At 70.2% G+C, this 19565-nt stretch carries 15 protein-coding genes and 1 pseudogene; 12 read left to right on the top strand and 4 right to left on the bottom strand.

Annotation, left to right across the window (positions count from 1 at the left end; translation table 11 throughout):
* The first annotated feature begins 77 nt into the window (after nt 1-77).
* From ACFT7S_RS01050 to ACFT7S_RS01035, 4 genes are all read left to right on the top strand, one after another.
* A complete protein-coding gene (locus tag ACFT7S_RS01050; RefSeq protein WP_382725211.1) occupies nt 78-368 on the top strand; it encodes a hypothetical protein in 291 nt (96 codons plus the stop codon).
* 48 nt (nt 369-416) lie between these two features.
* Entirely contained in the window at nt 417-827 is a 411-nt protein-coding gene (locus tag ACFT7S_RS01045; RefSeq protein WP_382725209.1) for a rodlin, read from the top strand.
* Nucleotides 828-1049: 222 nt separating this feature from the next.
* Nucleotides 1050-1250: a hypothetical protein gene (locus tag ACFT7S_RS01040; protein WP_382725207.1), complete on the top strand. Its 201-nt coding sequence runs from the start codon at nt 1050-1052 to the stop codon at nt 1248-1250.
* A gap of 119 nt (nt 1251-1369) precedes the next feature.
* Nucleotides 1370-1780, top strand: coding sequence for a rodlin (locus ACFT7S_RS01035; RefSeq protein ID WP_382725205.1), 411 nt, complete (start codon nt 1370-1372; stop codon nt 1778-1780).
* Nucleotides 1781-1914: 134 nt separating this feature from the next.
* Here the strand turns inward: ACFT7S_RS01035 and ACFT7S_RS01030 are convergent, their stop codons facing one another.
* Entirely contained in the window at nt 1915-2415 is a 501-nt protein-coding gene (locus ACFT7S_RS01030; protein ID WP_382725203.1) for a DUF5949 family protein, read from the bottom strand.
* Nucleotides 2416-2772: 357 nt separating this feature from the next.
* Between ACFT7S_RS01030 and rsgA the strand changes: the two genes are divergently transcribed.
* Nucleotides 2773-3927, top strand: a complete 1155-nt coding sequence (rsgA, locus tag ACFT7S_RS01025; protein ID WP_382725201.1) for a ribosome small subunit-dependent GTPase A — start codon at nt 2773-2775, stop codon at nt 3925-3927.
* A 74-nt stretch (nt 3928-4001) separates the two neighbouring features.
* Nucleotides 4002-5363 (top strand): DNA-3-methyladenine glycosylase 2 family protein, encoded by a 1362-nt coding sequence (locus ACFT7S_RS01020; protein WP_382725883.1) that lies wholly within the window; start codon nt 4002-4004, stop codon nt 5361-5363.
* 42 nt (nt 5364-5405) lie between these two features.
* Here ACFT7S_RS01020 and ACFT7S_RS01015 read toward each other — a convergent pair whose 3' ends face one another.
* The 3 genes from ACFT7S_RS01015 to ACFT7S_RS01005 form a co-directional block, all read right to left on the bottom strand.
* The gene (locus ACFT7S_RS01015) at nt 5406-7760 is read right to left on the bottom strand and encodes a glycoside hydrolase family 95-like protein (protein WP_382725199.1); all 2355 of its coding nucleotides are present in this window, start codon (nt 7758-7760) and stop codon (nt 5406-5408) included.
* 134 nt (nt 7761-7894) lie between these two features.
* Nucleotides 7895-8377 (bottom strand): DUF456 domain-containing protein, encoded by a 483-nt coding sequence (locus tag ACFT7S_RS01010; RefSeq protein ID WP_382725197.1) that lies wholly within the window; start codon nt 8375-8377, stop codon nt 7895-7897.
* Between the two features lie 69 nt (nt 8378-8446).
* A complete protein-coding gene (locus ACFT7S_RS01005) occupies nt 8447-9436 on the bottom strand; it encodes a helix-turn-helix domain-containing protein (RefSeq protein ID WP_382725195.1) in 990 nt (329 codons plus the stop codon).
* Between the two features lie 204 nt (nt 9437-9640).
* Between ACFT7S_RS01005 and ACFT7S_RS01000 the strand changes: the two genes are divergently transcribed.
* From ACFT7S_RS01000 to ACFT7S_RS00975, 6 genes and pseudogenes are all read left to right on the top strand, one after another.
* Nucleotides 9641-13408 (top strand): S8 family serine peptidase, encoded by a 3768-nt coding sequence (locus ACFT7S_RS01000; RefSeq protein ID WP_382725194.1) that lies wholly within the window; start codon nt 9641-9643, stop codon nt 13406-13408.
* A gap of 114 nt (nt 13409-13522) precedes the next feature.
* Nucleotides 13523-15046, top strand: coding sequence for a protein phosphatase 2C domain-containing protein (locus tag ACFT7S_RS00995; RefSeq protein ID WP_382725192.1), 1524 nt, complete (start codon nt 13523-13525; stop codon nt 15044-15046).
* 65 nt (nt 15047-15111) lie between these two features.
* Complete coding sequence (locus ACFT7S_RS00990) at nt 15112-16854, top strand: pyruvate dehydrogenase (protein WP_382725190.1); 1743 nt, start codon at nt 15112-15114, stop codon at nt 16852-16854.
* 226 nt (nt 16855-17080) lie between these two features.
* A pseudogene (locus tag ACFT7S_RS00985) lies at nt 17081-17533 on the top strand (FAD-dependent oxidoreductase); the annotation flags it as partial.
* A 20-nt stretch (nt 17534-17553) separates the two neighbouring features.
* Nucleotides 17554-18555 carry a proline racemase family protein gene (locus ACFT7S_RS00980; RefSeq protein WP_382725189.1) on the top strand — a complete coding sequence of 334 codons (1002 nt, stop codon included), beginning with the start codon at nt 17554-17556 and terminating at the stop codon, nt 18553-18555.
* The gene (locus tag ACFT7S_RS00975; RefSeq protein WP_382725187.1) at nt 18552-19493 is read left to right on the top strand and encodes an ornithine cyclodeaminase family protein; all 942 of its coding nucleotides are present in this window, start codon (nt 18552-18554) and stop codon (nt 19491-19493) included. The genes ACFT7S_RS00980 and ACFT7S_RS00975 overlap by 4 nt, the downstream gene beginning before the upstream one ends.
* The last annotated feature ends 72 nt before the right edge of the window (nt 19494-19565 follow it).

The raw sequence follows: 19565 nt of genomic DNA, 5'->3' as shown, positions 1-19565 counted from the left end.
GAAGTCACAGCTAAAGAAGGCTTGTGCGGCGCGGGAACGCGACCGAAACAGATGCCGCTGCAGAAGGGAACCTGAAAGTGAAGTACGCGAAGACCGCTGCGTTCATTGCCGGTTCCGTGGTTGCTCTCGGAACGGCTGCTCCCGCCTTCGCCGTCGCTGAAGCCACGGCCCCCAACTTCAGCCTCGACAGCGGCCTGAACCAGGTCATGGCTGCCGCCCCGCAGGCAGTCGACCCGGCGGTCGACACGGTCGGCGGCGCCGCCGAGTCGGGGCTGGAGGACGGTGCCGTCGGCAAGCCGGCGGGCGAGACCACCGGTGCGGCCCAGGGCGCTGCCCCGCTGCTCGGCGGCGTGCCCATCGGCGGCTGATCCGTCGGCGCGACGGCAATTCCTCGAATACCTCGGAAGGGCTATTTCATGATTAAGAAGATTCTGGCTTCGGCGGCTGTCGCTGCTTCGGTCGTCGGTGTCTCCGCTGCGGCGGCCCCCTCCGCCATGGCCATCGGCAATGACGGCGGTACCACGTCGTTCAACGGCAACGCCGCCTCGCAGGCCTTCGGCAACTCCACCACGCACGGCGACTGGAGCCCGCAGTTCGCGCTCGTCCAGGGCTCGCTGAACAAGCCCTGCATCGGCCTGCCGGCCAAGGCCAATGTCGGTTCGCTCATCGGCGCCGTCCCGGTCGGGGTCCAGGACATCAACGTCCTGTCCTCGCCGCAGAACCAGCAGTGCACCGAGAACTCCACCCAGGCCAAGGGCGACGAGGCTCTGTCGCACATCCTGGACGACATCCCGGTCCTGTCCGGCAATGGTGTGGGCAACAGCTGAGGCCGCGTAGTTCCGGACTCCCGCCGTTGAATTCCTCGAGCTCATCGGGGCCGGTCCGGGTTCTGTCCTTCCGAAGTGCGTAAAACGTGGGGCCAGTTCATCCGTACAGCTGCCGATCTTCGGTGGCCGGGATGGACTGGTCCCTCGCCGTGTGTCCGGGGGTTGGGCCGGATGGCCCAGGCGCAGGCTGCCCGGATTCGCCGGACGGGGTAGAGGCCCTTCATGGATCAGTACGACAGTCAACGCCCGTCGGGCGGCCAGCGGCCCGCGGAGCACAGCACACCGATCTACGACCGCCTGTTCGCGGAGTGGTGCGCCGCCGGCCGCAGCGTCGCGTCCGGAGCGCCCTCCCACCCCGTACCGCGTCCCGTCGGCGGCTTCGTTCCGGCGGCCCGCAGCTCCGGAGAAGCCGGCCGTGAGTGAGCGGGAAGCGTCGACCTTGCACCGGATCGAACCCATTTGAGTGGTCCTGCGGAACTGAATCCTCCGAATGGGGTTGATCAGTACGTTCCACAACGGGACGCTCCGAAAGGTGAAGCTTGATGAAGAAGATGATGGCCGGCGCGGCAGTGGCCGTGTCCCTGGTCGGTCTGTCCGCCGCTGCGGCCCCCTCGGCCATGGCGATCGGTAACGACGGGGGCACCACGTCGGTCAACGGCAACGATGTCTCACAGGCGTTCGGCAACGCCGTCACCGAAGGTGACTGGAGCCCGAACGCCCAGCTGGTCCAGGGCACGCTGAACAAGGCGTGCATCGGCCTGCCGGCCGAGGCCAACGCCGGTTCGCTCGCCGGGACCCTTGTGCCGGTCGCGGTTCAGGACATCAACGTCCTGCACTCGCCGCAGAACCAGCAGTGCACCGAGAACTCCACCCAGGCCAAGGGCGACGAGGCTCTGTCGCACATCCTGGACGACATCCCGGTGCTCTCGGGCAACGGTGTCGGCAACAACTGACGTTCCATTCGTACGGGCGGTCCGGATACGTTCCCGGGCGCCCGCACGTCCTTGTGCAGCTTCGTGCACGACGATGCCCACCACTCCACGGGGGGGTGGTGGGCATCGCCGTGTGCGGACGGGGAAGGGGCCGGTCAGACCAGGCTGCGTACCGGCAGGAGGCAGAGCGCCGACGTCTTGACGACGTCCTCGTCCGCCGCGAACGAACGCAGCATCTCCTCGCTCACCGGCTGTCCCGGTACGGCCTCCGGCCACGGGCGGGTGGCGAACATTCCGTAGACCTCGCCCTGGGCCTCCGCGGCGGCCAGCCACTCCGGCGGTACCTGGTACTGCGCCTTGAAGTGGGGCATCGTCAGGACGGCCTGGCCGGCCTGGACGAGGAGCTTCACCGGGAGGCCCGGCGTCTCGGACGCCCTGGTGAGGCCGCCACCGACCGGCAGGCCGCTGCGCTCCAGCGCGGTGCGCATGGCCGCCTCGCCGGCTTCCGGGCCGTCCTGCCCGTCGCCGAGCGAGTAGGTGAGCAGGAAGGCGACGTCGTGGTCGCTCTCGGGGCGCCGGCCGCTCCAGCCGATCAGGATCTGCGTGCCCAACTGGGCTTGCGTGAAGGTGCCGGTGGCGGTCTGAGGTGTGGTCATGCTCGGCACCATAACGGCCTGAGACCGGTCGATGTGCACGCGTATCACCCGATCGGGGAAGTTCGGGATATCTCCGACGGAACGTATCCGTTCCGGTCCCCCCGGAAATTCCGTTGACGCCGACCAGTGGCTCCGGGCTAAGGTTGGACACGTCCGCACAGAGGGCCGGGAACGCTCGGCCCTGTGCGTCAGCCGTGAAGAACCAGGAGGTGAGGACATTGATGACTGTCGTCGCGATGGGCGCTGCCCACAGCCAGAAGTGCATCGTTCCCACCCCCGTGGCCACCGGCTGACCTTCTCGTACCTTCTTCCGCGTCCGTGGACGCGGTGCCGGGGCTGCCCTTTGAAGGGTTTCCCTTGTCTTTCTCTTTTCTTCCGGTTCCGACCTCGTCGCACGCGCTGTCTCCGTACGGCTGGGACGAGGACTGGGCCGCCGCATTCGCCCCGTACGCCGAGCAGGGTCTGCTTCCCGGTCGTGTGGTGCGGGTGGACCGCGGTCAGTGCGACCTCGTCACCCCGAACGGCCCGATGCGGGCGGACACCGCTTTCGTGGTGCCCCGCGACCCGATGCGGGTCATCTGCACAGGCGACTGGGTGGCCGTCGACCCCGACGGTGACCCGCAGTTCGTACGGACGCTGCTGCCGCGGCGTACGGCCTTCGTCCGCTCGACGTCGACGCAGCGTTCCGAGGGTCAGGTGCTCGCCACCAACATCGACCACATCGTCATCTGCGTCTCGCTCGCGGTCGAACTCGACCTGGGGCGCCTGGAGCGGTTCCTCGCGCTCGCCATGTCCAGCTCCAGCGGTGACGCGCTGCTCGGGGACGGCCGCACGACCGGTGGGGCCGACCCGCAGCCGATCGTGCTGCTGACCAAGGCCGACCTGGTGCCGGACGTCGCCACGCTGTCCTATCTCGTCCAGGACATCGAGGGCATCGCGCCCGGCGTGCAGGTGCTGCCCGTCAGTTCCGCCACCGGTGAGGGCATCGACGTGTTCCGTGCCGTCGTCTCCGGCGGTACGAGCGTGCTCCTCGGGATCTCCGGCGCGGGCAAGTCCACCCTCGCCAACACCCTGCTCGGCGAGGATGTGATGGACGTCAAGGCCGCCCGTGACGTCGACGGCAAGGGCCGGCACACCACCACGACCCGTAACCTCCTCGTCCTGCCGGAGGGTGGCGTGCTCATCGACACCCCCGGTCTGCGCGGGGTCGGGCTCTGGGATGCCGAGGTCGGCGTCGGCCAGGTGTTCTCCGAGATCGAGGACCTGGCGCAGCAGTGCCGCTTCCACGACTGCGCCCACGAGGCCGAACCGGGCTGCGCGGTCCTCGGCGCGATCGAGGACGGGACGCTGGCCGAGCGGCGCCTCGACAGCTATCGCAAGCTGCTCCGGGAGAACCACCGGATCGCGGCGAAGACCGACGCCCGGCTGCGCTCGGAGACCATGCGCGAATGGAAGCGCAGGGGTGCCGAGGGTCGGGCCGCCGTGGACTTCAAGCGGGGCCGGATCCGGTAACGGGTGGTGGTACCGGTTCGACGTCCGAATACCGCGAGTGCGGCACCGGGAGGTGCCGCACACTGGACGGTGTGATGGACGAACAGACCAGGTACGAGGCGGTGAGCAGCCGCGACGCCAGGTTCGACGGACAGTTCTTCTTCGCCGTCGCGACCACCGGCATCTACTGCCGGCCGAGCTGCCCCGCCGTCACCCCCAAACGGAAGAACGTGCGGTTCTACCCCACCGCGGCCGCGGCGCAGGGCAACGGATTCCGGGCCTGCAGACGCTGCCGCCCCGACGCCGTGCCCGGCTCCGCCGAGTGGAACGTACGTGCCGATGTCGTCGGCCGTGCCATGCGCATGATCGGCGACGGCGTCGTGGACCGGGAAGGCGTCCCCGGGCTCGCCGGCCGGCTCGGCTACAGCCCCCGGCAGGTCCAGCGCCAGCTCAACGCCGAGCTGGGTGCCGGTCCCGTCGCGCTCGCCAGGGCCCAGCGGGCCCACACCGCGCGCGTCCTCCTCCAGACCACGGATCTGCCGGTCACCGAGATCGCCTTCGCGTCCGGCTTCGCCAGCGTCCGCCAGTTCAACGACACGATCCGGCAGATCTACGCCCGTACCCCCAGTGCCCTGCGCGCCGAGTCGGGGACCGGTCTGGGCGCAGGCGTACGGGAGGGGAACCGGGCCGGGATTCCGCTCCGGCTCGCCCACCGGGGCCCGTACGCGGCCCGCGAGGTCTTCGACCTGCTCGCCGCCGATACGGTCGGCCGGATCGAGGAGATCAGCGGTCTGCCGGGACGCCGCACATACCGGCGCACCGTGACGCTGCCGTACGGCGCGGGCATCGTCGCCGTCGACGAGGAGTCCGCCGGGCCGTGGCTGGAGGCGCGGATACACCTCACCGATCTCCGCGACCTGACGACCGCCGTACAGCGGCTGCGCAGGCTGCTCGACCTGGACGCCGACCCCGGCGCCGTCGGCGAGACGCTCGGTGCCGATCCGCTGCTCGCACCGCTGCTCGCCGCCCGCCCCGGGCTGCGCTCGCCCGGCGCCGCCGACCCGGACGAGTTCGCCGTACGGACGCTGGTGGGACGTGCGGCGGCCGAAGAGCTGGTCGAGCGGTACGGAAAGGTCCTCGACGTACCCTGCGGCGGCCTCACCCATCTCTTTCCGGAGCCGGGGGTGTTGGCCGGCAGCACGGGCGACCCCGCACTGCGGGCCCTGGCCGCCGCACTGGCGGACGGCGAGGTGCGGCTCGATGCGGGGGCCGACCGGGACGAGGCCGAGCGGGCGCTGCTGCGACTCCCGGGAATCGGCCCCCGGGCGGCGGCACTGATCAGGATGCGGGCGCTGGGCGATCCCGATGTGGACCCGGAGGGGACACCGCGGGCCGACGCGTGGCGACCGTGGCGCTCGTACGCCGTACGCCATCTGGAGCTCGCCGGACGGGCTTGATTTTCAAGCCCGTCCGGCGATTGACTCGGACGGGGACGGGGCTCAGGCAGGCAGCCCCCAGCGCGGTGCGTCCTCGTTCGCGCTGACCGGGCGGATCGTCAGGTCGGGGCGGTCGCCCTCCGCTGTGATCATGGCGGATTCACCCTTGCCGAGCGCGATCCGGACCGTGCCCGCGGCGACTTCCTCGTACGGGAGCGGACGTCCGCTCCGGTCGCGGATCTCGATGCTGCCCGCGATGCCGTGGCGTACGAGACAGGGGGCGCCCGCCTCGCTGGTCAGCCGGACCCACCGGGTCCGGCCCTCTTCCCGTACCGCACTGAGCAGGAACGCGCCCTGGGTGCGGAAGTCGTGCACGGTCAGCTCCTGCCAGGCGGCGGGCAGCGCGGGGAAGACCCTGATCGTGTCGCCCCAGGACTGGCAGACCATGTCGTGCAGCGACTGGGAAGCAGCCAGCGGGGTCTCGATGACCGGGCCCGACTCCTTGTACATGGTGTTGGCCTGGATGAACTGCCTCATCAGTGTGGACAGGTACGCCAGTGCGTCCTCGCCCTTCCCGAGCAGTGCGGAGATCGAGGCGGCGCCGGTGAACGTGTAGCCCTGGAGCGCTCCGGTGAAGCTGACCCAGTGTGCGAGGGACTTCTCGATCAGAGCGCGCTCATCGGCTGTGCGGCCCGTGACCTCGTACAGGGGATAGACGGCGAGGAGATGGGAGAAGTGCCGGTGCGACTTCGCGAAGGGGATGTCCGCGCCGATCATGTAGCCGTTCGTGTCGACCGGGTACGGAGCGAGCCGGGTGAGTACCTCGCTCCAGCGGCCCGACAGCTCGTCGTCCAGGCCGAGGGTCTTTGCCGAGTCGAGCAGGGTCGCACAGCCCCAGCGGAGCAGCATCAGGTCGTAGTTGCAGTCCCGGGTGTTGCCGCCGTACTCGGGGGAGTAGGTCGCGGGCAGGTGCAGTTTGCCGTCCGCGCCGGGAGTCAGGAAGTGCAGGTAGTAGGTGACGGCCTTGCGCAGGACAGGGAACAGGGTGTCGCGCAGGATCGACTCGTCCATGGAGTGGCGGTAGGAGAGCCAGACGTTGTGCAGCGCCCAGGTGAGGTTCCCGACCTCGGGGGTGGGTGTGGACTGGCCGGGGACGCCGACCGGGAACGTGGCGTTGAGGGCGACGTCACCGTTGCGCAGATTCATGTCGGTGGTGCGGGCGATGCCCGCCGAGTCCGACCGGTAGGGCGGTGACAGCTGGCTGGAGAGGTTGTCCCGGAACTCGCTCAAGGCCCTGGTGACAGCGTCCATTTCGAGGTGGTTGGAGCCGTGCAGCAGCCAGTACTCGAGCTGCACGTTGAGGTTCCACCACGTGGCGGGCCAGGGGGTGGGCTCCAGCCAGGGGCCGCTGGTGGCCATGACCGGGGCGTCCTTCCGGGCGGCCGCGGCGAATTTGTACAGCTGGATCCAGTAGAAGCGCTGCAGCTTGGCGTCCGGCAGCGAGAGGAAGCTCTTGCGGTAGTAGTGGAGCCACCAGGAGCGGTGGGCCGAGGCGTGAATGTCGTACGGGAGCGGGCTCGCGGTCCGCACGGTCTGCACGGCCCGGTCGCGGGCGGTCGTACCGGGGAAGGAGTGGGCGACGCTGACGTACAGCGTCCGCCCGGCTCCGTCCTTGCGGATCTGCTCCTGCCACGCGGTGACGTGCCGGCCGCCGGCGAGCAGGGGCTGCACGGCGGCGTTGATCCCGTCGAGCTGCTCGATCGTGGCGGGGTCGTTGGGTCCGTAGCCCGAGGGGCGCGGCATGAACGCGACGCGTGGGCTGACCGCTTGCGCGGGGTGGAAGACCCAGCGGAAGTCCCGTTCGCCCTCGCTCGGGGTGATCTCGACGGCCATCAGCGAGGAGGAGGTGTGGACGAGTGCACGCAGGGTCAGCGTGCCCCGGTCGGTGGTGACCGTGCCGGTCAGCTCGGCGTGACGGAGGCTGAGGCGCCAGTCGATGCCGCTGATGGTGCCGACGGGCTCCAGCGTGAAGTGACCGATCGGGAGGCGGGCGAGTCCGAAGAGCGAACCGAATTCCGGACGGTGGTCCTGGACCTCGGAGTGCTGGACGTTGAACCGGACGGCGTTCCTGCCGGGCTCCGCGTAGATTCCGGAGCCGAGGAATCCGTTGCCCAGATACGGGCCCTCGTACCAGGTCTTCGGCATCCTCTGCCAGACGAGGTCGGCATCGTCCAGGACGGTGCGCCAGCTGTCGGCGGGGGAGTGGACGACGGGTGCGGCGGTGGGCGCGGGGCCGGAGAGCCCTGCGTCGGCGGCCTGGGCAGGGACGGCCGCACCGGCCAGCACGGCGCCGCCGAGGACGCCGCCGGTGGCGAGAACGGATCTGCGGGACGGGCGAGGTTCCGGAGCTGTGGGCAAGGTCTCTCCTCGAAACTCATACACAGACGCCTGGATTCATCCGAGCTATACCTTCAGGGAAGGTAGGCGCGGGGCATGCGGGCGTCAATAGTGTGGAAGAGATCCGATGTGTGCGAGAGGTGATGCCGTCGACGTCAGCCCCAGATGACGGCGACCAGCCACGCGCCCGCCACCAGCAGGCAGGCGAACAGCTCCACCAGCACCGAGTAGCCGGTCGCCCGCATGACGGAGCGCACCGACGTCCAGCCCGCGCCCCGGCTGCCCAGCCTCAGCCGCTCCGCACCGTAGATCGCTCCGACGTACCCGACGACCGCGCCCACCACCGGCACGACGAAGAACCCGGCGATCGCCGCGATCCCGCCGAGCGTCAGGGTCCTGCGCGGCGCCCCCGACGCGGCAGGGCGGCGCGGTGGCAGCAGCGGTTTGAGTGCCTGGTTCAGCAGGAGCAGGGCCGTCGCTCCGATCAGTACGGCCCAGGCGTCCTGACTCACGTCCGTCAGGGCCCACCACAGCACAGCGGCCCAGACCATCGCCGGCCCCGGCACGCCCGGCACGAGCACGCCGACCAGACCGAGCAGCATGACCACGCCGACGGCGACGAGCTGCCACACACCCATCCCACCAGCCTGCCGGAATCCACCGGGTCCCGCCTGTCAGCGCAGGTCCGAGGGGGTGCGGCGCCTGCGTCAGGCCCGTGGCGTACGGGCCACCCAGCCCCGTTCGTACGCGTGCCAGCCCAACTGCAGCCGCGTCGACACCCCGGTCAGTTCCATCAGGCCCTTGACCCGTCGCTGGACGGTCCGCAGCCCCAGATCCAGCTGTTTCGCCACGCTCGCGTCCGTCAGCCCGGCCAGCAGCAGCGACAGGATCTCCAGATCCGTCGGATCGGGCCCCGTCGCCTCCTCCCGTACCCAGCCGCCCTCGCCGAGCCGCAGCGGCATCGCGTCCCGCCACACAGCCTCGAACAGGCCCATGAGCGACTCCAGCAGTCCGCTGGCGTGGACGACCAGAGCGGCCGGTTCCGCGCCGCGCCCGGTCAGCGGCACCATGGCGAGACTGCCGTCGGCCACGACCAGCTTCGTCGGCACCCGGTCGACCACCCGGCACTGCTCGTTGCGGCTCAGGGCGGTCGACAGCTCCAGGATTCCGGATGGCAGGCTCAGCACTTCGCGCTCGACCACGACGCGGTAGGACACCCCGCGGTTCGCCGCGCGTTCCTCGGACTCGTTCTCCATGCCGGTCACCGCGATCGGCTTCCCGGTGACCAGGGCGCAGACCTCCGACACCGCACCGAGCTGCAACTGATGGAAACGGTGGGTCACCGCGCTCGCACCGGTCACCACCTCCACCAGATCGTGCACGGCGGGCTCGCTGGCCTCCGCCCGGTACTCCTCGGCGAGCAGGACCGCCGCCAGCTCCGCCTGCTCCAGCTCGTGCCGCTGCTGGATGAGCAGGGCGCCCAGGGCCACCCCGGGCGGGGCGGCGACCCAGCGCCCCGGACGCGCCGACGACTGCGCCGCGAGGCCCTGGTGTTCCAGCCGACGCAGCGCCCGCTCCGTATCCGCCTGTGGGAGCGCCAGTCGGTGCGCGAGGTCGGAGACCTCCGCCGCCCCTGCCGCGACAAGCGCGCGGTACGTCGCTTCCTGTCTCTCGTCGAGACCTATCGCACCCAGCATCTTCGACCCTCCCCGGGCGTGGTGGTCGCACAACGTGCGTTCCGGACGACCTGCGTGGCGGAAAAAGGCCACGGCGTAAACCCGCCGCAGACATCATCCCCCGTACCGGTGGCCACTCTGTCAATGTGGCGCCACCGCAGCACCAACCACCTCTGGAACGTGGCACCTTGTGCTGCTTCGGACCGGAATGACCTGGGGAGAGCGATGCGCCCGATATCGCGCACGGCACTGGGAGTGGCCACCGCCGCTGTCCTGGCCGTCACCGCGATCGCACCGTCCGTGGCCGCGCCACAGGACGATGCGACCACCGACAGACCGCTGACCGGCAGCACGACCGCAGCCGCCAAGGATGACAAGCCGGTCACCGTCACCCTCGTCACGGGCGACAAGGTCCTGGTGAGCACGGACGGTTCGGGAACCACCTCCGCGACCGCCCTGCCCCGCGAGGACGGCACCGTCCCCCTCGTACAGACCCGGCAGTCCGGCAAGGACCTGTACGTCTACCCCGAAGCCGCCGCCGGCGCCCTCGCCGCCGGCACGGTCGACGAGGAACTCTTCAACGTCACCGGCCTCATCCGCCAGGGCTACGACGACGCCCACTCCAAGACCGTCCCGCTGATCGCCACGTACACCGGGCAGGCCGCGCGCAGCACTCCGGTCACCCCGCGCGGCGCCAAGCGCGGACTCGATCTCGCGGCCATCGACGGCGTCGCGCTCAAGGCCGACAAGAAGCAGACTGCCGACTTCTGGGCCGATGTCACCGGCACGCGCTCGCGCTCGGCCGCCGGGCTCAAGAAGCTCTGGCTCGACCGCCAGGTCGAGGCCAGCCTCGACAGGTCGGTCAAGCAGGTCGGGGCCGACCTCGCCTGGGCCGCCGGTTACGACGGCAAGGGCACCAAGGTCGCCGTCCTGGACACCGGCGCGGACGCCGAGCACCCCGACCTCAAGGGCCGGATCGCCGACTCCAAGAACTTCACGGACTCCGACACCACGGACGACCGCCAGGGCCACGGCACCCACACCGCCTCCACAGTCGGCGGCAGCGGCGCGGCGAGCGACGGCAAGAAGAAGGGCGTCGCCCCCGGCGCGGACCTCCTCGTCGGCAAGGTCCTCAACGACTACGGGTCCGGCGCCGAGTCCTGGATCATCGCCGGCATGCAGTGGGCCGTGGACAACAAGGCCGATGTCGTCTCGATGAGCCTCGGCAGCCCCACACCCACCGACTGCACCGACCCGATGAGCCTCGCCGCCGAAGAGCTCGCCCAGAGCAAGGACACCCTGTTCGTGATCGCGGCCGGGAACTCCGGCCCGACGCTGAATACGGTTTCCTCCCCGGGCTGCGCCCCGAGCGTGCTGACCGTCGGCGCCGTCGACCGCGACGACTCCACCGCCCAGTTCTCCAGCCGCGGTCCCGCCATCGGCTCGCACACCCTCAAGCCCGAGATCGCCGCCCCCGGCGTCGCCATCTCGGCCGCCGCGGCAGGCGGCCGCGGCCCGTACGCCTACCAGTCCATGTCCGGTACGTCGATGGCCACCCCGCATGTCGCGGGCGCCGCGGCCATCGTGAAGCAGCGTCACCCCGACTGGACCGCACAGCAGGTCAAGGCCGCCCTCGTCTCTTCGGCGAAGAGCGACATCCCCGGCGACGTACGGGAGACCGGCGGCGGCCGGCTCGACGTCAAGGCAGCCATCGACACCCAGGTCACGGGCCCCCCCGCCGTCCAGGGCGGCACCTTCAACTGGCCGCAGGTCGCGAGCGACCGCACCACCGTCGAGGTTCCCTACACCAACGAAGGCACCACCCCGGTCAAGCTCTCCCTGAGCGTCGCGGGCGTCACCGGCAACGACGGCACGGCCGTACGCTCGGCCGTCGCCCGGCTCGGCGAACGCACCGTCACCGTCCAGGCCGGAGCCACCGTCAAGGTCCCCCTGACGGTCGACCCGACCGCGCACCTCGCGCGCAGCCAGTACGGCGATGTCACCGGACGCGTCCTGGCCACGGCCTCGGGCGGCGTCAAGGTCTCCACCCCGTTCTCGCTGTACGTCGGCGCCGAGACCGTCACCCTGCGCGTCAAGCTCGTCGACCGCACCGGCAAGCCCGCGGCCGGCTCCTCCTCGCTCGACGTCATCGGGACCGACACCGCGACCGGTGAGCGCCGCTTCAACGACGGCGCCGCCGATCAGGTCTACCAGGTGCGCCCCGGCGCGTACTTCGTCTCCGGCTTCGTCACCTCGCCCGACCCCGAGGACGCCACCGGCAGGATGGTCGAGTCCGTCGGCTACCTCGCCAGGCCGCAGCTGAACCTCACCAAGGACACCACCCTGGTGCTGGACGCCCGCAAGGCCCATCGGGTCCAGGTGCGGACGGAGGACCGCACGTCCGAGAACCGCTCCACGACGCTCACCTTCGGCCGCAGCTGGGACGACGTCTGGCTGCACTCGGGTTCCATCACCGGCGGTCGTGCCATCAAGAACTACGTGGTCGACGTTCAGGGCAAGGCGAGTGACGGCGACTTCGAGTTCGCCAGCTACTGGCGTGCGTATGCTCCGCTGATCGAGAAGCTCTCGGTCGTGGGCGGTGCCGTACTGCACCCGCAGACGGCGAGCACCGGCTCCGTCAACCTCGACGGTACGGGAGAGGCCCCGCTCGTCGACGCGGGCACCGGAACCCCCGCCGAGCTGACGGCCGCCGATGTCGCGGGCAAGATCGCCCTGGTGAAGGTCGCCGACGACGGATACGTGACCGTCCAGGCGCGGAACGCCAAGGCCGCCGGCGCAAAGGCGATCATCGTGCACCGGCCGTCCGCCGGTCCCTGGCTGGCGTCCGTCGGCTACGGCCAGGCGCCGCTGCCCTCGCTCGGAGTCGAGGCGAGCGAGGCCGCCGGCCTGACCGCCGCTCTCGCAGATGGTCCCGTGACGCTGCGCTGGAAGGGCACTGCCGCCAGCCCGTTCGTCTACAACCTCGGTTTCCCCGAGACCGGCCCGGTCACCTCGGACCGCACCTACAAGATTCGTGACAGCGAGCTCGGCAAGTCCACCGCCACGTACGAGGCAATGGGCATCGCGGCCGACTACGTCGACTCGATGGTCGTCGCCGGGCCGTTCGGCACACGCTTCAACGCCGGGATGTTCGACACCGTCGCTGCCCCCGGCAAGCGCACCGAGTACTACTCGGCGGGCGAAAGCCGCTGGGAGCGCTACCTCTCCTCCAGCTTCCCCTGGGGCGAGACCATGTTCGACAAGCCCCGTACGTACAAGGCGGGCCAGCAGCGTACGGAGAGCTGGTACCGGGGCATCCTCGGCCCGTCGACGCCGCTCAGCACACAGGGCGAGCAGCTGCTCGCCGCCGAGCGTCAGGACAACCTGATCGGCGTCGCCCCCGGCTTCTGGGCGGACAGCGAACACGGCGGTATGCAGGGCTCCTTCGGAGATCTGGGCAACATGACGCTCACCAGCGGTGGCGAGGTGCTCGGCCAGTCCGGTTGGCCTTCCGGGGTGTTCACCGTCCCGGCCGAGGACGCGGCGTACGAGCTCACCATGGTGACGTTCAAGGTCGGTCAGCCGGCCGCCGTCTGGAAGCGTTCGACCCGTACCGAGACCACCTGGAAGTTCCGTTCGGAGCGGGACGGGAACGTGTACTCGCAGGGCATTCCGCTGCTCTTCCCGCACTACGACCTGGAGACGGACGGGCTGAAGACCCTGGCGGCACAGGACGGTCAGAAGATCGAACTGAGCGTCACCGGCCACGCGGGCTACACGCCCGGCGAGCTGACGGCGGCCAAGGTCTCCTACTCGTACGACGACGGTACGACATGGTCGGAGGCCGCCACCGCGCGCGAGGACGGCCGGTGGACCGCGACCGTCGACCACGCGGGCGCCGCGGGCAAGCCCGTCACTCTGAAGACTGAACTGACGGACGCCAACGGCAACTCCGTCATCCAGACCGTGGTCGACGCGTACGCCGTGCGCTGACCACATCTTGACCGGTCCGCCGGGCGTCCCTCCCGTGGGGGGTGGGGCCGCCCGGCGGGCCTCTTTTTCCGGATGACCCGTTTTCGTACGCCTCTCGCGGTGGACAATAAGGGCATGAGTCAGCAGGGGGATTGGCCCGCCGCCCATGAGGACGACTGGTGGCGCAGGCTGTACGACGAGACCGCGCCGGACACCGGGCCGAGCAGCGCGGCCGACAGTCTGGACGACCGCTTCGACTCTGCGTCGGATGCGGTGGGTCCAGCGGTTGACCGGACGGACGACGGCCTGGAGTCGGAGCCGGAGCTGGAGTTGGCGCGGGAGTCGGAGTCGGAGTCGGAGCTGGAGCCGGAGCCGGAGCTGGAGCCGGAGCCGGAGCTGGCGCGGGAGCCCGAGCCCGAGCCGCCCACCACGTCCCCGCCCGTCATGGCGGTCCGGGCTCCCTGGGAGCCGCCCTCCGGATTCCCGCCGCCGCGCAGCTTCGCCGCACCTCCGCCGCCCACGCCGCCGCCCCCGCCGCCCCCGCCGCCTCCGGCGGTCGAGGTGAGCGGCGACGCCGCCGACCGGGAACACCCCACCACCCGTACCGCCACCGACACCGTGCCCGGCCCTGTTGGCGTCCACGCCCCCGTCCCAGCCGCCCGCCCCCCGCTCGACTACCTGGGCGACCGGCCGCCCACGTACGACGCCGAACCCTCCACCCTGCCCGCCTCCAGCTCCATGGATCTGCACGGGCTCGTCCCCGACACGGTGCTCGACGGCGCCCGGTACGGGACGTACACCCTGCGGGCCGCCTCCGTACGGGGCGACTCCGCCCGCTTCCGGGGCGAACCGCGCCGCGACGCCCTGCTCACCGCCCGCTTCGGCACCGCGGAGAGCGCTCTCGTCCTCGTCGCGATCGCAGGCGGCGCGCGGGCCGCCGAAGGGGCGCACCTCGCGGCCGCCGACGCCGTCCACTGGATCGGCGGCGCCGTCGGCCGCAGCCACGCCCGGCTCTCCGAAGACATAAGGGCGGGCCGCCGCGGCGACCTCAAATCCGGGCTGCACCGCCTCACCGACCGCACCTACGGCAAGCTGCGCGCCCGCGCGGCCGAGCTGGGACTCGAACCCGGCGCGTACACCGCGGGCCTGCGCTGCCTCCTCCTGTCGGCCGATCCGCAGTGCCGCACCAGGGTCTTCTTCGGCGTGGGTGCCGGTGGCCTCTTCCGGCTCCGCGACGGTATGTGGCAGGACCTCGAACCCCGTGTGCCGGATGCCGGGGCCCTCATCGGCGAGGCCGTCGTCGGCTTCGGTTCCGCGCCGCCCGGCGGAACGGAGGGCGAGGAGGGACCCGAGGGGGACCGGCTGACCATGGACCTCCAGATCACGACACCCCCGTCGCCGTTCGTCGAGAGCCCCGTACCGCCGCCGTCCGAACCCTTCCGCTTCCGTGCCTCGGTCGCCTGCGCGGGCGACACCCTGCTGCTGTGCAGCAACGGCCTCGCCGACCCGATGCGCGGCGAACCCGCCCTCGCCAAAGAGCTCGCCGAGCGCTGGTCGCCCGCCGGTCCGCCGGGACTCGCGGGCTATCTCGCGGACACCCAGCTCCGGATCAAGGGGTACGCCGACGACCGCACGAGCGCGGCCGTCTGGGAGGCGTGATCGCACCGGCCATGGGTTGATGGACTCCGGAAGAGTACGGAGCACAGCGGAGAGGGTGCGCACCCATGGCCAAGCAGAACGTGTCGGAGCAGTTCGTCGACATCCTCGTGCGGGCCGGGGTGAAGCGGATGTACGGCGTCGTCGGCGACAGTCTCAACCCCGTCGTCGACGCCATCCGGCGTAACGCGGCCATCGACTGGATCCAGGTCAGGCACGAGGAGACCGCCGCGTTCGCCGCCGGTGCGGAAGCCCAGATCACCGGCAGTCTGGCGGCCTGCGCCGGCTCGTGCGGGCCCGGGAATCTGCACCTCATCAACGGCCTCTACGACGCCCACCGCTCCATGGCCCCGGTGCTCGCTCTCGCCTCGCACATCCCGTCCAGCGAGATCGGCCTCGGCTACTTCCAGGAGACCCATCCGGAGCTGCTCTTCCAGGAGTGCAGCCACTACAACGAGATGATCTCCAACCCGCAGCAGATGCCGAGGCTCCTCCAGACGGCCATTCAGCACGCGATCGGCCGGGGCGGCGTCAGCGTCGTGACGATGCCGGGCGACATCGCCTCCCGGCCGGCCCCGGAGAAGTCGATCGAACACGCGCTCGTCACCTCCCGGCCGACGGTCCGGCCGGGAGACGGGGAGATCGAGAAGCTCTGCCGCATGGTCGACGAGGCGAAACGGGTGACGCTGTTCTGCGGCAGCGGCACAGCGGGCGCGCATGCCGAGGTCATGGAGTTCGCGGAGCGGGTGAAGTCCCCGGTCGGGCACGCACTACGGGGCAAGGAGTGGATTCAGTACGACAACCCGTACGACGTCGGCATGAGCGGGCTGCTGGGCTACGGGTCCGCCTACGAGGCGACCCATGAATGCGATCTCCTCATCCTGCTCGGCACCGACTTCCCGTACAACGCCTTCCTCCCGGACGATGTGAAGATCGTCCAGGTCGATGTGCGCCCCGAGCGCCTGGGCCGGCGGTCCAAGCTCGATCTGGCGGTCTGGGGCGATGTCCGCGAGACGCTGCGCTGTCTGACCCCGCGCGTGAAGGCCAAGACCGACCGCAAGTTCCTCGACCGGATGCTGAAGAAGCACGCCGAGGCGCTGGAGGGCGTGGTCAAGGCGTACACCCGCAAGGTCGAGAAACATGTGCCGATCCACCCGGAGTACGTCGCCTCGGTGCTCGATGAACTCGCCGACGACGATGCCGTGTTCACCGTCGACACCGGTATGTGCAATGTGTGGGCCGCGCGCTATCTGACGCCGAACGGCAAGCGCAGGGTGATCGGTTCGTTCAGTCACGGCTCGATGGCGAACGCGCTGCCGCAGGCGATCGGCGCACAGTTCGTGGACCGCGGCCGGCAGGTCGTGTCGATGTCCGGCGACGGTGGATTCACCATGCTCATGGGCGACTTCCTCACCCTGGTCCAGTACAACCTGCCCGTGAAGGTCGTCCTCTTCAACAACTCCTCCCTCGGGATGGTCGAGTTGGAGATGCTGGTGTCCGGGCTGCCGTCGTACGGTACGACGAACAAGAACCCGGACTTCGCCGCCGTCGCGCGGGCCTCCGGAGCCTATGGAGTCCGGGTCGAGAAACCCAAACAGCTTGAGGGCGCGCTCAAGGACGCCTTCAAGCACAAGGGGCCCGCCCTCGTGGACGTGGTCACCGACCCGAACGCGCTGTCCATCCCGCCGAAGATCAGCGCCGAGATGGTGTCCGGCTTCGCGCTGTCCGCCAGCAAGATCGTGCTGGACGGGGGAGTGGGCCGGATGCTCCAGATGGCCCGCTCCAACCTCCGTAACGTGCCCCGTCCCTGAGGTTCCTGGAGCCCCGTGCCGTCGTCGTGCGTCACGGCTCCTCGGGGTCGGCGCCTGCCGATAACCATGGCTCTACTTCCCCCGCGAGGGGCGGCGACACCCGCGGGGGAGAGGAGTGCTGTTTTGAGGGTCCTGAGGGTGACGGACAGTCAGATTCCTTGGTTTCGCGGACCCTTGGCACTCACAGAGCAATGTGACATAGTACCGCCGTCTCACGAGACAGCCACTGGACGGCGTCATCGTCGGAGCCGGCGTCGTCGGCGCCGCATGCGCCTACTACGCCACACGGACCGGGCTCCGCGTCGCCGTGGTCGACCGCGGGCCGGTCGCGGGCGCGGGCGGCACCACGGGAGCGGGCGAGGGAAACCTCCTCGTCTCCGACAAGGTGCCGGGACCGGAACTGGACCTCGCCCTGCTGTCCAGCGCCCTCTGGCAGGAACTGGCCGAGGCATTGCCGGCGGACATCGAGTTCGAGCGCAAGGGCGGGCTGGTCGTGGCAGCGGGCGAGGCAACGCTCGCGACGCTCACCGCGACGGCGCGGGGGCAGAGCGCCGCAGGTGTCACGGCGTACCTGGTGACATAGCACGGCCTCAAGGACCTCGAACCACACCTGGCACCGGGGCTGGCGGGCGGCTTCCACTACCCGCAGGATGCCCAGGTGCAGCCCGCCCTGGCCGCCGAAATCACCAAGGGGGACCCTTGCGGACACGTCACATCTTCCATGCGGTCGACTCGCATACCGAAGGCATGCCCACCCGCGTTATCACCGGTGGCATCGGAACCATTCCCGGCGCCACCATGGCGGAGCGGCGCCGCTACTTCCAGAGCAACCGGGACGCGGTCCGCACCCTGCTGATGTACGAGCCACGCGGGCACGCCGCCATGAGCGGTGCAATCCTTCAGCCGCCCACGCGCCCCGACGCCGACTTCGGGGTCCTCTATATAGAGGTCTCCGGGTTCCTGCCGATGTGCGGCCACGGCACCATCGGTGTGGCCACCGTCCTCGTGGAGACCGGCATGGTCGAAGTCACCGAGCCCGTCACCACAGTCCGGCTCGACACCCCGGCCGGGCTCGTCACGGCAGACGTGCGCGTAGAGGACGGCGCGGCCACATCCGTCACCCTCACCAACGTGCCCGCCTTCTGCGCCGGGCTCGACCGGAAGGTGGACGTCCCCGGGTACGGAACGCTGCACTACGACCTCGCCTACGGCGGCAACTTCTACGCGATGCTGCCACTGTCCGACTTCGGGCTCCCCTTCGAGCGCGGCCGCAAGGACGACATCCTGGCGGCCGGACTCGCCCTGATGGACGCGGTGAACGCCGCCGACCGGCCCGTGCACCCGGAGGACCCCGACATCAACGGACTCAAGCACGTGCAGCTGATCGCACCCGGATCGGACGCCGCACACTCCCGACACGCCATGGCCATCCACCCCGGATGGTTCGACCGGTCGCCCTGCGGCACCGGTACATCAGCGCGCATGGCACAGCTGCATGCTCGGGGTGAACTGCACCTGAACACCGACTTCGTCAACGAATCGTTCATCGGTACCTCGTTCACCGGACGGCTCGTCGAGGAGACCACTGTGGCGGGTCTTCCCGCAGTCGTCCCGACCGTGACCGGCCGTGCCTGGATCACCGGGACCGCACAATACTTCCTGGACCCGACCGATCCCTTCCCCGAAGGATTCCTGCTGTGACGCTGCCCCTGCTCGGCGCCGCCGACATCGAAACCCTCGGTCCCGGCGGGGCCGTGGACGCACTGGAGGTGGCGCTGCGCGGGGGACTCGATCCAGGGGCCACCCCCGCCCGTAGCCATGTGACCGTGCCGGGCGGGGAACTCCTGATCATGCCGGCAGCCACCCGGGAGATGGCCGGCGTGAAGATCGCCGGAGTGGCCCCGGGCAACGCCGCACGCGGACTTCCACGGATCACCGGGAGTTACCTGCTGCTGGACGGCCCCACTCTGGTGCCCATCGCCCTGCTCGACGGCGCCGCGCTCACCACCCTTCGTACCCCCGCGGTGTCCGCGCTCGCCCTTCGCCATCTGACACCGCCCTCCATGGGGCACCTCGTGCTCTTCGGTACCGGCCCCCAGGCGTATGGGCACCTCGCGGCCGTACTCGCGGAGCGGCACGTGGACCGGATCACCGTCGTCGGCCGCACCCCGCACCGTGTCGACGCGCTGGCCGAGCACTCCCGCCGGCTCGGCGTCAGCGCCGACGCCGGTAACGCGGACGCCGTGGCCTCAGCCGACCTGGTGCTCTGCTGCACCACGGCCGGATCGCCTCTTTTCGACGGCGCCCTGGTACGGGAGTCGGCGACTGTCGTGGCGGTCGGCTCGCACACCCCTGATGCACGGGAGACCGATTCCCAACTGGTGGCCCGTTCTGCCGTGATCGTGGAGGAGCGGTCGGCCGCGTTGGCGGAAGCGGGCGATCTCCTGATCCCGATCGCGGAAGGTGCCTTCGGCGCCGACGACATCGCGGCCGATCTGGCAGAGTTGGTGACCCGCCCGGACCTTGCCAAGGATCTGGCCTCCGCCGGACGGCCGCGGTTCTTCAAGAGCGTCGGAATGGGCTGGGAGGACCTTGTGGTGGCGGCGGCGGTCCACCGGAACGCGCGTGCCGGAGCGTGATATCCACAGCTCGGAAACGGCAGGTCCGATCGGCAACGTGAGATTGTATTCTGTGACTCCGCACGGTGCTGG

It is taken from the genome of Streptomyces sp. NPDC057136, assembly GCF_042670885.1.
In the GTDB taxonomy this organism is placed as follows: domain Bacteria; phylum Actinomycetota; class Actinomycetes; order Streptomycetales; family Streptomycetaceae; genus Streptomyces.
The sequence above is the reverse complement of the archived record's forward strand: the minus strand, read 5'-3'. Positions and strand labels throughout refer to the sequence as shown.